This is a genomic window from Halorubrum rutilum (assembly GCF_024494565.1).
Window position 1 is genome coordinate 88,535 of record NZ_JANHDN010000003.1, and the last position, 13,973, is coordinate 102,507.

Genomic DNA, 13,973 nt, shown 5'->3' on the forward strand with positions numbered 1-13,973 from the left:
TACCTACTACAACTCCTCTTGCAGAACGAATGAACGCGTGGACGCGGGCGTCCGTCTGGTCGGCGGGGTTAGCGGTCGCGCTCGTCGCCGCGATCGTGGCGAGCGCCGCGATCGGTCCCGTCCGGATACCGCCCGCGGCGGTCGCGAAGGCGGTGTTGAACGCGGTGTCGGTGCCGACCGGGATCGAGACGAGCCCGGCCGGGGCGGGAGCGCTGATGCTGCCGGAGATCGGTCTCGCGTACGCCTCGCCGTTCGCGTATCCGGTCGACGGCGTCCACGCGCAGATCGTCGTCGGCGTCCGGCTCCCCCGGATCCTGATGGCCGCGCTGGTCGGCGCCGCGCTCGCGTCGGCCGGCACGGTGATGCAGGGGTTCTTCCGGAACCCGATGGCGGACCCCTCGATCATCGGCGTCTCCTCCGGCGCGGCGGTCGGCGCCGTCGCCTTCATCGTCTTCCCCGCGGCGCTGTCGGCGACCGTGACGCTCCCCCTGGTCGGCGCGGTCGACCTGGGGCTCTCGCACGGCGCGGGCGTCAGCCTCTCCGCGTTCGCCGGCGCGCTCGCGGCCGCCTTCGGCGTCTACGCGATCGCCACGCGACACGGCCGGACGCCGGTGGCGACCCTGCTGCTCGCGGGCGTCGCGGTCCAGACGTTCCTCGGCGCGGTCATCTCGTACCTCCAGCTGCAGGCCGGCGAGTCGCTCCGACGGGTCGTCGCGTGGCTGATGGGACACCTCTCGGGCGCCTCGTGGAGCGAGGTCGCGGCGACCGCGGTCGTGGTGCCGCCGCTGTTCCTCCTCCTGCTCGCGTACGCGCGAGACCTCAACGTCCTCCTGCTCGGCGAGGAGGAGGCGCGCGGGCTCGGGATCGCGGTCGAGCGCACCAAGCGGATCCTCCTCGCCGCCTCCGCGCTGATCACGGCCGCGGGCGTCGCCTTCGCGGGCGTCATCGGCTTCGTCGGGCTGATCGTCCCGCACATCCTCCGGCTGGTCGTGGGGCCCGACCACCGGGTCCTGTTACCGACCGCGACGCTCGCGGGCGGGTCGTTCCTCGTCGCCGCCGACACGGTCGCCCGCGCCGGGAGCACGGAGCTGCCGGTCGGCATCGTCACCGCCGCGGTCGGCGCGCCCTTCTTCGTCTACCTGCTGATGAACCGGGAGGTGCACGAGCTGTGAGCGCGGGACCGACCGCGGAGGGCGACGGGAGCGGTGGTGAGGGGATCGGCGGCGACGAGCCCCTCGTCGAGGTCGCCGGTCTGACGGTCTCGTTCGGCGACGTGCCGGTCGTCGCCGGCGTCGACCTCCGGGTCGAGCGCGGCGAGCTGGTCGGGCTCGTCGGGCCGAACGGCGCGGGGAAGACGACCGTGCTCCGGGCGATCAAGGGGACCCTGGCGCCCGACTCGGGGAGGGTTCGGATCGACGGGGACCGCGCCGGCGACCTCTCCCCGCGCGAGGCCGGCCGCCGCGTCGCCAGCGTTCCGCAAGAGACGAGCCTCGCGTTCGACTTCCGGGTGCGCCACGTGGTCGAGATGGGGCGGACGCCGCACCTCGGCCGGTTCGACGGCCACGGCGCCGACGACGACCGGGCGGTCGCGAAGGCGATGGACGCCGCGGGCGTCGCGCGCTTCGCCGACCGCTCGATCACCGAGGTCTCGGGCGGGGAGCGCCAGCGCGTCCTGCTCGCGCGGGCGCTGGCGCAGGGGACGCCGGCGCTCCTGTTGGACGAGCCGACCGCGAGCCTCGACGCGAACCACGCGGTGCGCACCCTCGAACTCGTCCGCGACCTCGTCGACGACGGGCGGGGCGCGCTGGCGGCGATCCACGACCTGGACATGGCGGCCCGGTACTGCGACCGGATCGTCGTCCTCGCGAACGGCGGGGTCCACGCGGCCGGCCCGCCCGACGAGGTGCTGACCGCGGACGCGCTCCGGGCCGCGTTCGACGCCGAGGCGTTCGTCGGGCGGAACCCCGCGACAGGGACGCCCGCGGTCACCGCCTTCGACGCGGTCGAGGGGACGGGCGAGGGCGACGCGGACGCCGACGACGCCGACCGGCGACGCCTCCACGTCGTCGGTCGGGGGCGGGCGGCCTCGAGGGTCGTCGCCCGCCTCGCGGCCGCGGGCCACGAGCTCTCGGTCGGGGTGGTCCCCGAGGGCGACGCGGCCGCCGAGACCGCCCGCGACGCCGACGCCGCGCTCGTCACCGCGCCCGCGTTCGAGCCCGTCGACGCGGAGGCCCGCGAGGCGGCAGTGGCGCTCGCGCGCGAGGCCGACGCGACGGTCGCCGTCGGCGGCGGCGCGAACGACGGCGTCGCGACCGGCGGCGTTCCCCCGACCGAGAGCGACCGGGCCGACCCGAACGCGGCGGTCCTCGCGGCGGCCGACCGGCTCGTCGAGGTCGACGCCGACGGCGACGCGGGCGCCCTGCTCGACGCGGTCCGCGACCCCGACGGCGACGCGGGACGCTCGCGTGACGCGTGACGGCAATCGGTTCCGGTATCGGACACGGCCGGTTTCGGAGGGCTCACGGGCCGCGAGGCGAGCGCCTCGCGCGAACCGTCGTCTGCGTCTCCGAGGCGGCGGATCGATCCCTGTGGTCGTCTCGCACGCTCCGTAATTAATTATCATCAAGCATCATAGCTGCAGATAAGTATTCTCCATAGGCATACGTCCTTATCAGTGGGTCCGGTACGAGGTGGTACGATGGAACGAAGACGGTTCCTGCGCGGCACCGGCGCGGCGATCGGCGGCTCGCTGCTCGCCGGCTGCGCCGGGAGCGACGGACGGACTGTGACGGTCGACTACGCCTACTACAACCCGGTCAGCCTCGTGTTGCGCGAGAAGGGGTGGCTGTCGGCGGCGTTCGCGGAGACGGACGTCGACGTCGAGTGGGTGCTGAGCCTCGGCAGCAACCAGGCCAACGAGTACTCGCAGAGCGGACAGGCTGAGGTCGCCTCCACGGCCGGGATCGCGGCGCTGATGGCGCGGTCGAATGGCGTCCCGATCACGACGCCGTACGTCTACTCGGAGCCGGAGTGGACCGCGCTCGTCACGTTCGCGGAGACGGGCGTCGAGTCGGTCGCCGACCTGGAGGGGAAGCGCGTCGCCGCGACGCGCGGCACCGACCCGTACTTCTTCCTGTTGCAGGCGCTCGACGACGCCGGGCTGAGCGAGGAGGACGTCGAGGTCGTCCACCTCCAACACCCCGAGGGGCAGTCGGCGCTGGTGGGGGGCGACGTGGACGCGTGGGCCGGGCTCGACCCCCACATGGCCGAGCTGGAGCTGGAGCACGACGGCGCGGAGCTGTTCTTCCGCGAGCCCGCGTACAACACCTACGGCTTCCTCAACTTCCTCGACGGCTTCCTCGCGGACCATCCCGAGGACGCCCGACGGGTGCTCGAAACCTACGAGCGCGGCCGCGAGTGGGCGATCGACAACCCGACCGAGACCGCGGGGATCCTCGCGAGCGAGTCGGAGATGTCGCAGGCGGTGGCCGAGCGCGTGTTCACGCGCCGCACCGACCTCTCCGAGCCGCTTCCCGGGGAGTCCCACGGCGAACTGCTCTCCGACCTCGCGCCGATCCTGGAGCGCGAGGGGCTCGTCACCGACGACGCCGACCCCGCGGGGAGCGTCGACGACCTGCTCGACCCGGAGTTCGCGGCCGAAGTCGTCGGCGACGCCGGGAACGGGGGCGAGTGAGATGGCGACGACGCGCGAGGCGGAGCGCACGGGGATCGAGACCGCCGCCGGCGTCCTCCCCGACGCCGACCGGTTCCGGTGGCTGCTCGGCTTCGTCGTGCCCGCGGCGATCGTCGTCGCCTGGCACCTGCTGGTCGCGACGGGCGTCTTCGCCGCCCACCAGCTCCCGACGCCGCTGCGGGTGGTCGAGACCCTCTACGGGCTCGGCGCCTCCGGCGAGCTCTGGGGACACGTCGCGATCACGGTCCGGCGCGTGTTCCTCGGCGCCCTCCTCGGGACGGGCGTCGGAATCGCCCTCGGCACGCTCACCGGGTTGTACGGCCTCGCCGACGACCTGCTCGACCCCCTGCTCCAGAGCCTGAAGAACATCCCCTCGCTGGCGTGGGTGCCCCTGTTCCTGCTGTGGTTCGGGATCGGCGAGGGCGCGAAGGTGCTGCTGATCGCCGTCGGCGCCTTTTTCCCCGTCTACCTCAACCTCTCGGCGGGGATCGGGAACGTGAGCGAGGACCTGCTGGAGGTCGCCGAGGTGTACGACCTCGGTCGGGTCGAGTCGCTCCGGCGGGTGGTGTTCCCCGCGGCGGTGCCGAGCCTGCTCGTCGGGATCCGCGGCGGCGTCGGGCTGGCGTGGATGTTCGTCGTGGCCGCGGAGCTGATCGCGGCCAGCGAGGGGATCGGGTTCCTGCTGAGCGACGGCCGCGTGCTCGCGCGCCCTGACGTCATCGTCGGCTCGATCCTGCTGTTCGCGTTCTTCGGGAACCTCTCGGACCTGGCGGTCAAGGAGGTGAAAGACCGTGTCGTCGTTCGGTAAGGGCGTGCTCGCGGACGAGGACGTCGACACGGACGGCGGTGACGCCGCGGCGACCGTGGACGCGGCCGAGACGGGACGAGGCCCCGACTCGACGGCGGACCCGACCCTCGCCGTCCGCGGCCTCACCGTGCGCTACGGCGAGACGGTCGCGCTCGACGGCGTCGACCTCGCGGTCGGCGACGGGGAGTTCGTCGCGGTGGTCGGCCCGTCCGGCTGCGGGAAGTCGACGCTGCTGCGCGTGCTCTCCGGGCTGGAGGGGCGGTTCGAGGGCGACGCGACGGTCGACGGGACCGACGTGCGCGAGGGCGGCAGCGACGACGTCGGGATGGTGTTCCAGGAGCCGCGGCTGCTCGCGTGGGGCGACGTGCGGGAGAACGTCGCGATCGGGCTCCCGGCCGACGTCGACCGCGACGACCCCGCCGCACGCGACCGCGTCGACGACCTGATCGAGACGGTCGGGCTCGACGGCTTCGAGGAGAGCCGCCCGGACGAGCTCTCCGGCGGGATGGCCCAGCGCGTCTCGCTGGCGCGCGGGCTCGCCTACGACCCGGCGGTGCTGCTCCTCGACGAGCCGTTCTCCGCGCTCGACCGGCTGACGAAACACGAGCAGCAGGACCACCTGCTCGACGTGTGGGCGGACCGGGGGACGACGGTCGCGCTGGTGACGCACGACGTCGAGGAGGCCGCGTACCTCGCGGACCGCGTCGTCGTCCTCGGCGGGCGGCCCGGGACGGTCGAGACGGTGGTCGACGTCGACGCCGACCGCCCCCGCGACCGGACCGACGAGGCGCTGCTGGCGGCGCGCCGCGAGATCACCGACGCGCTCGGGCTCTGAGCCGGGCGAAACGCGACGCCGTCCGTCCGGACCGAGGCTTCGCGACGGTGCGCCCGGACGCGGCCGAAACGAAACGAACGTCGATCGAGCGTATGACCCGGGTTCCGAAACCGCATCTCCGATCGTGTACCGTCAGGGGATAAGGAGGGTACGGAACCGGTACGTCGCTTGCGTCGGGCGGTTTCTCGACGGCGCCGATCCGCGCGTCGCCGTCGGCGGAGCGCCGTTCTTGCGAGCGGCACAAGCGTTAAGTTCTCGACCGTCCTGTCGTCAGTCGATGACAGACATCACGGAGGCTTCGTCGGACACCCCGGCGGATCGAGTTCTTCCAGGGCACGATAGCTTCTAACATCGAAATCGGTCCTGTACGGATCTTCGACACGACGTTACGAGACGGAGAACAGTCACCACGTACTTCGTTCAGCTACGACGAGAAACGCCGCATAGCGGCGACGCTGGACGACATGAACACCCACGTCATCGAGGCGGGGTTCCCGGTCAACTCGGACGCGGAGTTCGAGGCCGTGAGCGACATCGCCGCCGCGACGGACACCACCGTCTGCGGGCTGGCGCGGGTCGTCGAGGGCGACATCGACGCCGCCATCGACTCCGGCGTCGAGATGGTCCACGTGTTCGTCTCCACCAGCGACGTGCAGCTGGAGGACTCGATGCACGCGACCCGCGCGGAGGCGAAGGAGCGCGCGATCGACGCCGTCGAGCAGGTGAAAGACGCCGGCGTCGAGTGCATGTTCTCGCCGATGGACGCCACCCGGACCGACCCCGACTACCTGACGGAGATCGTCGAGGCGGTCTCGGACGCCGGCACGGACTGGATCAACATCCCGGACACGTGCGGCGTGGCGATGCCGACGAGCTTCGGGAAGACGGTGAAGGCCGTCGTCGAGGCGACCGACGCCCGCGTCGACGTGCACACCCACGACGACTTCGGGATGGCCGCGGCCAACGCCGTCACCGGCTTCGAGAACGGCGCGGAGCAGGCGCAGGTGTCGGTCAACGGGATCGGCGAGCGCGCCGGCAACGCCGCCTACGAGGAGGTCGTGATGGCCGTCGAGTCGGTGTACGGCGTCGACACCGGGATCGACACGACCCAGATCACCAAGCTGGCCCGGATCGTCGAGGAGGCCTCGGACATCCCCGTGCCCGCGAACAAGCCCGTCACCGGGCGGAACGCGTTCGCGCACGAGTCGGGCATCCACGCCGCCGGCGTCATCGAGAACGCCGACACGTTCGAGACCGGCGTGATGACCCCGGAGATGGTGGGCGCCGAGCGCGAGTTCGTGCTCGGGAAACACACCGGGACCCACAGCGTGCGCAAGCACCTCGTGGAGGCCGGTTTCGACCCGACCGACGGCGAGGTCCGGCGCATCACCAAGCGCGTCAAGGAGTACGGCGCCGGCAAGCGGCAGGTGACCGCCGGGGACGTCGAGCGCTTCGCCGAGGAGGCGGGCGTCGACCGCGAGGAGGAGGTCCGGGTCTGATGGCCGCCCCCCCGACCGGGGAGCCCGCCGAGCGACCGCCGGGCGCGTCGGCGGGGGCTCCCGCGAGTCCGCCCGCGGCGGCGCGGACCGGAGCCGCGGACCGGTTCGAGGTCGCGAGCCGACCGGCCGGGGCGGCGCCCCGACAGGGATTTATACCTCGGCTCCGTTGGTCAGGGCGAGATGCGACGGCACGCCGCGACCCCGACGACAGCCGACGTCGCCGGAGCCGTCGCGCCGATCATCGTAGGGGTCTGATCCCCTACAACACCCTTTCCTCACCGACTCGACGCACCGACGAACGCCCGCGGGCGAACCGCCGTCCGCCCGCGCGCCCGGCGTTCGGACCGAAATCCCACGCGCGAGAGACCCACCACCGAACACCACCACGACAATGAGCGACACAGCAGCACACCCACGAGAGGACGACCCCGAGGGCTCCGAGGAGCCGCCGGCGGGAGCCGACGAGACGCCCGACGCCGAGCCCGACGACGCCGCCGCCAGGGGGGCGGTCTCGACCGGCGCGGAGTCGGTCGTCGCCGCCCTCGAAGCGGCCGGCGCGGAGACCGCTTTCGGCGTTCAGGGCGGCGCGATCATGCCCGTCTACGACGCGCTGTACAGTTCGTCGATCGACCACGTCACGATGGCCCACGAGCAGGGCGCCGCCCACGCGGCCGACGCGTACGGCGTCGTCTCCGGGGAGCCGGGGCTCTGCCTGGCGACCTCGGGCCCCGGCGCGACGAACCTCGTCACCGGGATCGCCGACGCCGACATGGACTCGGACTCGATGCTCGCGCTGACCGGCCAAGTGCCGACCGAGTTCGTCGGCAACGACGCGTTCCAGGAGACCGACACCATCGGGGTCACCCGCCCGATCACGAAGCACAACTACTTCGCGAGCGGCGCGGACACCGTCGGCGACACGGTCGGCGAGGCGTTCGAGCTGTCGCGGGCGGGCCGCCCGGGGCCGACGCTCGTCGACCTCCCGAAGGACGTCACGCAGGACGAGACCGACGAGACGCCGGGGCCGGCGGCGCCGCCGGCCGGGACCGACCCCGACCCGAGCGCCGACGCCGACGCGGTCGAGGCGGCCGCCCGGACCATCGAGGCGGCCGATCGCCCGCTCTGCCTGTTCGGCGGCGGCGTGATCAAGGCCGAAGCGAGCGACGCCGCGCGGACGTTCGCGCGGACGTACGGGATCCCCGTGACGACAACGATGCCGGGGATCGGCTCGTTCCCCGAGGACGACGAGCTCAGCCTCTCGTGGGCCGGGATGCACGGCACCGGCTACGCGAACATGGCGATCACCCACACCGACTGCCTGATCGCGGTCGGAACCCGGTTCGACGACCGGCTCACGGGCGGGATCGACACGTTCGCGCCGGAGGCCGAGGTCGTCCACGTCGACATCGACCCGGCCGAGATCAGCAAGAACGTCCACGCCGACCACCCCCTGATCGGGGACGCGGGACGGGTCCTCGACCAGCTCACCGCGGCGGTCCGCGAGGCGCCCGACGCCGAGGCGTGGCGCGAGCGCTGCGCCGACTGGAAGGAGACGTACCCGCTCACGTACGCGACGCCCGAGGACGAGCCGCTGAAGCCGCAGTTCGTCGTCGAGGCGTTCGACGAGGCGACCGACGACGACACCATCGTGACGACGGGCGTCGGGCAACACCAGATGTGGGCCTCCCAGTTCTGGACGTACACGGAGCCCCGGACGTGGGTCTCCTCGCACGGGCTGGGGACGATGGGGTACGGCGTCCCGGCCGCGGTCGGCGCGCGCGTCGCCGCGAACAACATGGGCGAGGCGGACCGCGACGTGGTCTGTTTCGACGGCGACGGCTCCTTTTTGATGACGATGCAGGAGCTCTCCGTGGCGGTCCGCGAGGACCTCGACGTCACGATCGCCGTGCTCAACAACGAGTACATCGGCATGGTGCGCCAGTGGCAGGACGCCTTCTACGAGGGGCGCCACATGGCCTCCGACTACACGTGGATGCCCGAGTTCGACAAGCTCGCGGAGGCGTTCGGCGCCCTCGGCCTCCGCGTCGACGACTACGACGAGGTCGCGCCCGCGGTCGAGGAGGCGCTCGACTACGACGGGCCCGCGGTCGTCGACTTCCACGTCGACCCCGAGGAGAACGTCCTGCCGATGGTGCCGAGCGGCGGCGCGAACGGGAAGTTCGCGGCCGCGGAGGACCAGCTATGAGCGGCGACGCGCCCGACTCCCGACCGGCGACCGACGGCGGCTCCGCCTCGGACTCCGGCGTGCCGGAGCCCGACTCGCGGCCCGCGCCGGGCGAGCAGCCCGGCCCCGAGGAGCGGGACCACCCGGAGGGCCGCCGGAACCTCGAAGGGATCCGGATCGACCCCGTCGTCGAGGCGGAACACGAGCCGCGGCGCGCCGTCATCTCGGCGCTCGTGGAGGACGAACCGGGCGTGCTCGCGCGCGTCTCCGGGCTCGTCTCGCGCCGCCAGTTCAACATCGAGAGCCTCACCGTCGGGCCGACGACCGTGGAGGGCCACTCGCGGATCACGATGGTCGTCGAGGAGACGGACCCCGGTATCGACCAGATCGAGAAGCAGATGGCGAAGCTGAAGCCGGTGATCTCGGTCGGCGAGGTGTCCGGGAATGCGGTGACCGCCGAACTCGTCCTGCTGAAGGTCGAGGCCGACGACCCCGCGGCGGTCCACGCCGTGGCCGAGATGTACGACGGCCGGACGCTCGACGCCGGGCCGCGGACGATCACCGTCCAGCTCACCGGCGACGAGGCGCGGATCGACGACGCGCTCGACGCGTTCGGCCAGTTCGGGATCATCGAGATCGCCCGGACGGGCCAGACGGCGCTCGCGCGCGGCGACACGCCGACGGCGCCCGGAGAGAAACCCGGAACGGCCGGCGAACCGACCACCCACGACGACTGACACGCGGACCCACACGATACACATGACCGAAGACACGCAGACGTTCGACTCGACAGTATACTACGACGAAGACGCCGACGAGGAGGCGATCGCCCACGAGACCGTGGCCGTGCTCGGCTACGGCTCGCAGGGCCACGCCCACGCGCAGAACCTCGCGGACAGCGGGGTCGACGTGGTCGTCGGCCTCCGGGAGGGCAGCGCCTCGCGGGCCGCCGCCGAGGGCGACGGGCTCCGCGTCGCGACCCCCGCGGAGGCGGCCGCCGAGGCCGACATCGTGAGCGTGCTCGTCCCAGACACGGTCCAGCCGGACGTGTACGAGAACGCGGTCGAACCGAACCTGGAGGCGGGCGACACGCTGCAGTTCGCCCACGGGTTCAACATCCACTACAACCAGATCCAGCCGCCGGCGGACGTCGACGTGACGATGGTCGCGCCGAAGTCGCCGGGGCACCTCGTGCGCCGGAACTACGAGAACGACGAGGGGACGCCCGGCCTGCTCGCGGTGTATCAGGACGCCACCGGCGACGCTCACGCCCAGGGGCTCGCGTACGCGGCCGCCATCGGCTGCACCCGCGCCGGCGTCGTGGAGACGTCGTTCCGCGAGGAGACCGAGACCGACCTGTTCGGCGAGCAGGCCGTCCTCTGCGGCGGCGTCACGTCGCTCGTGAAGCAGGGGTACGAGACGCTCGTCGACGCCGGCTACTCCCCGGAGATGGCGTACTTCGAGTGTCTCAACGAGCTGAAGCTCATCGTCGACCTGATGTACGAGGGCGGGCTCGGCGAGATGTGGGACTCCGTGTCCGACACCGCCGAGTACGGCGGGCTCACGAAGGGCGACGTCGTCGTCGACGAGCACGCCCGCGAGAACATGGAGGAGGTGCTCGAAAAGGTCCAGAACGGGCAGTTCGCCCGCGAGTGGATCGCCGAGAACCAGGCCGGGCGACCCTCCTACACGCAGCTCCGCACCGCGGAGAAGAACCACGAGATCGAGGCCGTCGGCGAGGAGCTCCGCGGCCTCTTCGCGTGGCAGGAGGCCGACGACGAGGAGGAGGAGTCGGCCGAGGTGACGGCCTGATGAGCGAGGGGACGCTGTACGACAAGGTGTGGGAGCGGCACAAGGTCACCGAGCTCCCGAACGGCCAGGACCAGCTGTTCGTCGGGCTCCACCTCGTCCACGAGGTGACGAGCCCGCAGGCGTTCGGCATGCTGCGCGAGCGCGAGCTCGACGTCGCCTACCCCGACCGGACGTTCGCGACGACGGACCACATCGCGCCCACGGAGGCCGACAAGCGCGAGCGCCCGCTGGCGGACGACCAGGCCGAGGAGATGCTCTCCGCGCTCGAACGCAACGTGAGCGAGAGCGGGATCACGTTCTTCGGCTTCGAGTCGGGCAAGCAGGGGATCACCCACGTCGTCGCCCCCGAGCTCGGGCTCTCTCAGCCGGGGATGACCGTCGCCTGCGGCGACAGCCACACGGCGACCCACGGCGCGTTCGGCTCCGTCGGCGTCGGCATCGGGACGAGCCAGATCCGCGACGTGCTCGCGACGGGCTGTATCGCGGCGGACAAACAGAAGGTCCGCCGAGTCAACGTCGAGGGCGAGCTCGGCGAGGGCGTCTACGCGAAGGACGTCATCCTGAAGGTGATCCAGGAGCTCGGCGTCGACGGCGGCGTCGGTCACGTCTACGAGTACGGCGGCCCCGCGATCGAGGCGCTCGACATGGAGGGCCGGCTCGCGGTGTGTAACATGTCCATCGAGGGCGGCGCCCGCGCCGGCTACATCAACCCGGACGAGACGACCTACGAGTACCTGAAGGGCCGCGAGTACGTGCCCGAGGGCGAGGCGTTCGAGGAGCGGAAGGCGTACTGGGAGTCGGTCGCGTCCGACGACGACGCCGAGTACGACGACGTCGTCACGGTCGACGCGGACGGGATCGACCCGCTCGTCACCTGGGGGATCAACCCCGGACAGGTGATCGAGATCTCCGAGCCGGTCCCGGCGCCCGACGACTTCGCGGCCCGGACCGACCGGGAGGCCGCGGAGCAGGCGCTCGACCACATGGGCATCGAGCCCGGCCGGTCGATGCTCGGCTACGACGTCGACGTGGCCTTCCTCGGCACCTGTACGAACGGCCGCCTCTCCGACTTCGCGGAGGCCGCGAAGATCCTGGAGGGCGAGACGGTCGACGAGGGCGTCCGCGCGCTGGCCGTCCCCGGCTCCGAGACCGTGCGCCAGCAGTGCGAGGAGCGCGGCATCGACCAGACGTTCATCGAGGCCGGCTTCCAGTGGCGCCGCGCCGGCTGCTCGATGTGCCTCGCGATGAACGACGACGCCCTGGAGGGCGACGAGGTCTGCGCGTCCTCGTCGAACCGCAACTTCGTCGGGCGGCAGGGGTCGAAGGACGGCCGCACCGTCCTGATGAGCCCCGCGATGGTCGCGGCCGCGGCCGTCGAGGGCGAGGTCGCCGACGCGCGCGACTACCTCGACGACGGGCCGACCGGCGGCGCCGGCGGCGTCGAGGAGGTGGCGGACTGATGGCCCCCGACGCGAGCGGCGGCGACGGGGAACAACACATCACCGAGGTCGCCGGCACCGGCGTGCCGATCCCCGGCGACGACGTCGACACCGACCAGATCCTGCCGGCGAAGTTCATGAAGGAGGTCACGTTCGACAACATGGCGGACTACCTCTTCTACGACGCCCGGCGGGACGACGACGGCGAGTTCAACGACCACCCCCTCAACCGCTTCGAGGGCGCGTCGATCGCGGTCGTCAACTCCAACTTCGGCTGCGGCTCCTCGCGGGAGCACGCGCCGCAGGCGATGATGCGGTGGGGGATCGACGGGATCGTCGGCGAGTCCTACGCCGAGATCTTCCGCGACAACTGCAAGTCGCTCGGGATCCCGGCGGTCACCGCCGACCACGAGACGGTCACCGAGCTCCAGGAGTGGATCGAGGCGAACCCGGACGGCGAGATCGACATCGACGTCGAGGCGAAGACGGTCACCTACGGCGACACCGTCATCGACGTCGAGATCGACGGCGCGATGCGGGAGGCGCTGGTCGACGGCATCTGGGACACGACCGCGCTGATGTACTCGAACCGGAGCAAGGTCGACGCGACCGTCGACGGGCTCCCCTACGTCGAGGGGGACGACTGAATGGGCGAGGAGATCGCCGTCATCGAGGGCGACGGGATCGGCCGCGAGGTCGTCCCCGCCGCCGTCGAGGTGTTGGAGGCGTTCGACGTCGACTTCGAGTTCGTCCGGGGAGACGCCGGCGACGCGACGAGGGAGCGGACCGGCGAGGCGCTCCCGGCCGAGACGTACGAGCTCGTCGCGGACGCGGACGCGACGCTGTTCGGCGCGGCCGGCGAGACGGCCGCCGACGTCATCCTCCCGCTGCGCGAGGCGGTCGACTCGTTCGTCAACGTGCGCCCGGCGAAGGCGTATCCCGGCGTCGACGCGGTCCGGCCGGAGACGGACGTCGTCTTCCTGCGCGAGAACACCGAGGGCGTCTACGCGGGCCACGAGGACCGCCTCTCCGAGGACCTCTCGACGCTCACGCGCGTCGTCACCTCGTCGGCCTCCCGGGAGCTGGCGGAGTACGCCTGCGAGTTCGTCGCGGACGGCCGCGGGCCCATGGGCGACCCCGACGAGGGGTTCACCGTCGCGCACAAGGCGAACGTGATGCGCGAGACGGACGGCCGGTTCCGCGAGGAGGTGCTGTCGGTCGCCGAGGAGCGCGGCGTCGACGCCGACGAGGAGCTGATGGACGCGTTCGCGACGAAGCTCCCGCTCGACCCGACGGGGTACGGCGTGGTCGTCTGTCCGAACCTCGCGGGCGACGTGCTCTCGGACCTCGCGGCCGGGCTCGTCGGCGGGCTCGGCCTCCTCCCGTCGGCGAACGTCGGGCACGACAACGCGCTGTTCGAGCCGGTCCACGGCACCGCGCCCGACATCGCCGGGGAGGGGGTCGCGAACCCGACCGCGGCGATACTGTCGGCCGCCATGCTGCTGGAGTACCTCGGCCACGTCGAGGAGGGGCAGCGGACGCGCGACGCGGTCGAGGCGGTCCTCGCCGACGGCCCGCGCACCGGCGACCTCGGCGGCGACGCGACGACCGACGAGGTCACCGCGGCGATCGTCGACCGGCTGTAGCGGCGGACTCGCCCGGGTTCGATCCCCGAGACGCCGTTTCACGCGGTGACCGCGG

Annotated in this window: 12 protein-coding genes; all 12 read left to right on the forward strand. The window is 72.1% G+C overall.

All coding sequences use genetic code 11. The features are described from left to right. Positions 1-29: 29 nt before the first annotated feature. The 12 genes from btuC to NO900_RS07125 all read left to right on the forward strand — a co-directional run bounded on the left by btuC (position 30) and on the right by NO900_RS07125 (position 13,918). The gene (gene btuC / locus NO900_RS07070) at positions 30-1,172 is read left to right on the forward strand and encodes a vitamin B12 ABC transporter permease BtuC (RefSeq protein WP_256408518.1); all 1,143 of its coding nucleotides are present in this window, start codon (positions 30-32) and stop codon (positions 1,170-1,172) included. Then, on the forward strand, positions 1,169-2,476 hold the full coding sequence (locus NO900_RS07075) for an ATP-binding cassette domain-containing protein (RefSeq protein WP_256408520.1): 1,308 nt from the start codon (positions 1,169-1,171) through the stop codon (positions 2,474-2,476). The genes btuC and NO900_RS07075 overlap by 4 nt, the downstream gene beginning before the upstream one ends. A 222-nt stretch (positions 2,477-2,698) precedes the next feature. Further along, complete coding sequence (locus tag NO900_RS07080; protein WP_256408521.1) at positions 2,699-3,694, forward strand: substrate-binding domain-containing protein; 996 nt, start codon at positions 2,699-2,701, stop codon at positions 3,692-3,694. Between the two features lies 1 nt (position 3,695). Then, positions 3,696-4,502 carry an ABC transporter permease gene (locus NO900_RS07085; protein ID WP_256408522.1) on the forward strand — a complete coding sequence of 269 codons (807 nt, stop codon included), beginning with the start codon at positions 3,696-3,698 and terminating at the stop codon, positions 4,500-4,502. Positions 4,503-4,557: 55 nt separating this feature from the next. Next, on the forward strand, positions 4,558-5,337 hold the full coding sequence (locus tag NO900_RS07090) for an ABC transporter ATP-binding protein (protein WP_256408903.1): 780 nt from the start codon (positions 4,558-4,560) through the stop codon (positions 5,335-5,337). A gap of 317 nt (positions 5,338-5,654) precedes the next feature. Then, positions 5,655-6,836, forward strand: a complete 1,182-nt coding sequence (locus tag NO900_RS07095) for a LeuA family protein (RefSeq protein ID WP_425492666.1) — start codon at positions 5,655-5,657, stop codon at positions 6,834-6,836. Between the two features lie 391 nt (positions 6,837-7,227). Further along, a complete protein-coding gene (ilvB, locus tag NO900_RS07100) occupies positions 7,228-9,042 on the forward strand; it encodes a biosynthetic-type acetolactate synthase large subunit (RefSeq protein WP_256408523.1) in 1,815 nt (604 codons plus the stop codon). Beyond that, positions 9,039-9,758: an acetolactate synthase small subunit gene (ilvN, locus tag NO900_RS07105; protein WP_256408524.1), complete on the forward strand. Its 720-nt coding sequence runs from the start codon at positions 9,039-9,041 to the stop codon at positions 9,756-9,758. The genes ilvB and ilvN overlap by 4 nt, the downstream gene beginning before the upstream one ends. A 22-nt stretch (positions 9,759-9,780) precedes the next feature. After that, complete coding sequence (gene ilvC / locus NO900_RS07110) at positions 9,781-10,833, forward strand: ketol-acid reductoisomerase (RefSeq protein WP_256408525.1); 1,053 nt, start codon at positions 9,781-9,783, stop codon at positions 10,831-10,833. Then, positions 10,833-12,293, forward strand: a complete 1,461-nt coding sequence (gene leuC / locus NO900_RS07115) for a 3-isopropylmalate dehydratase large subunit (protein ID WP_256408526.1) — start codon at positions 10,833-10,835, stop codon at positions 12,291-12,293. Before ilvC ends, leuC begins: the two co-directional genes overlap by 1 nt. Continuing rightward, positions 12,293-12,919, forward strand: a complete 627-nt coding sequence (leuD, locus tag NO900_RS07120) for a 3-isopropylmalate dehydratase small subunit (RefSeq protein WP_256408527.1) — start codon at positions 12,293-12,295, stop codon at positions 12,917-12,919. The genes leuC and leuD overlap by 1 nt, the downstream gene beginning before the upstream one ends. After that, entirely contained in the window at positions 12,920-13,918 is a 999-nt protein-coding gene (locus NO900_RS07125) for an isocitrate/isopropylmalate family dehydrogenase (protein ID WP_256408528.1), read from the forward strand. Positions 13,919-13,973: the final 55 nt, after the last annotated feature.

Excerpts from the sequence above, each read along its gene's own strand:
- btuC (WP_256408518.1), top strand. The coding sequence starts at position 30 with ATGAACGCGTGGACGCGGGCGTCCGTCTGGTCGGCGGGGTTAGCGGTC.
- NO900_RS07080 (WP_256408521.1), top strand. The coding sequence starts at position 2,699 with ATGGAACGAAGACGGTTCCTGCGCGGCACCGGCGCGGCGATCGGCGGC.
- NO900_RS07085 (WP_256408522.1), top strand. The coding sequence starts at position 3,696 with ATGGCGACGACGCGCGAGGCGGAGCGCACGGGGATCGAGACCGCCGCC.
- ilvB (WP_256408523.1), top strand. The coding sequence starts at position 7,228 with ATGAGCGACACAGCAGCACACCCACGAGAGGACGACCCCGAGGGCTCC.
- ilvN (WP_256408524.1), top strand. The coding sequence starts at position 9,039 with ATGAGCGGCGACGCGCCCGACTCCCGACCGGCGACCGACGGCGGCTCC.
- ilvC (WP_256408525.1), top strand. The coding sequence starts at position 9,781 with ATGACCGAAGACACGCAGACGTTCGACTCGACAGTATACTACGACGAA.
- leuC (WP_256408526.1), top strand. The coding sequence starts at position 10,833 with ATGAGCGAGGGGACGCTGTACGACAAGGTGTGGGAGCGGCACAAGGTC.
- leuD (WP_256408527.1), top strand. The coding sequence starts at position 12,293 with ATGGCCCCCGACGCGAGCGGCGGCGACGGGGAACAACACATCACCGAG.
- NO900_RS07125 (WP_256408528.1), top strand. The coding sequence starts at position 12,920 with ATGGGCGAGGAGATCGCCGTCATCGAGGGCGACGGGATCGGCCGCGAG.